Genomic DNA, 650 nt, shown 5'->3' with positions numbered 1-650 from the left:
CGCGTGAATATTATCCCAGGAGGATCGCCTGACCATGCATACGATCCTTATCGTCGACGACGAAAAAAACATTCGCGAAGGCCTCCTTCGCGCCCTCAAACCGGCCGGCTACAAGATCATCCTCGCCGAAGACGGCGAAGACGGTTACAAAAAATATCTGACGCACAAGGTCGATCTCGCCATCCTCGACATTCGCATGCCCAGGCTCTCCGGCCTCGACCTGCTCGAGCGGATCAACAAGACGGAAAACCCCTGCCCCGTTATTTTTCTCACCGGACACGGCACGGTCGAAACGGCGGTCGAAGCCATGCGTCTGGGCGCCTACGACTTCCTCACCAAACCCGTCAACCTCGACAAACTCGAACTCCTGATCCAACGAGCCCTCAATCAAAAACAGCTCGAGAACACCAATCGGGCCCTCATCGTCCGCGTCAAAGAATACGAGATTGAGAAAATCATCCTCGGAAAATCCAGGGCCATCCGCGCCGTGATCGAAAAAATCAAAAAGATCGCGCCGACCAAGTCCAACGTGGTGATCTACGGCGAGAGCGGGACGGGAAAGGAACTCGTCTGCGACGCCATTCACCACCTCTCCATGGAAGGCCATCCACTCGTCAAGGTCAATTGTGCGGCCCTTTCACCGACGCTTC

At 55.7% G+C, this 650-nt stretch carries 1 protein-coding gene; it reads left to right on the top strand.

Annotated features, from left to right (window positions below):
• Positions 1-34: 34 nt before the first annotated feature.
• Positions 35-650, top strand: a 616-nt coding sequence (locus JNK74_29175; protein MBL7650251.1) for a sigma-54-dependent Fis family transcriptional regulator, incomplete at its 3' end; no start/stop codon positions are given.

This window comes from Candidatus Hydrogenedentota bacterium (assembly GCA_016791475.1).
In the GTDB taxonomy this organism is placed as follows: Bacteria; Hydrogenedentota; Hydrogenedentia; order Hydrogenedentales; family JAEUWI01; genus JAEUWI01.
The sequence above is the reverse complement of the archived record's forward strand: the minus strand, read 5'-3'. Positions and strand labels throughout refer to the sequence as shown.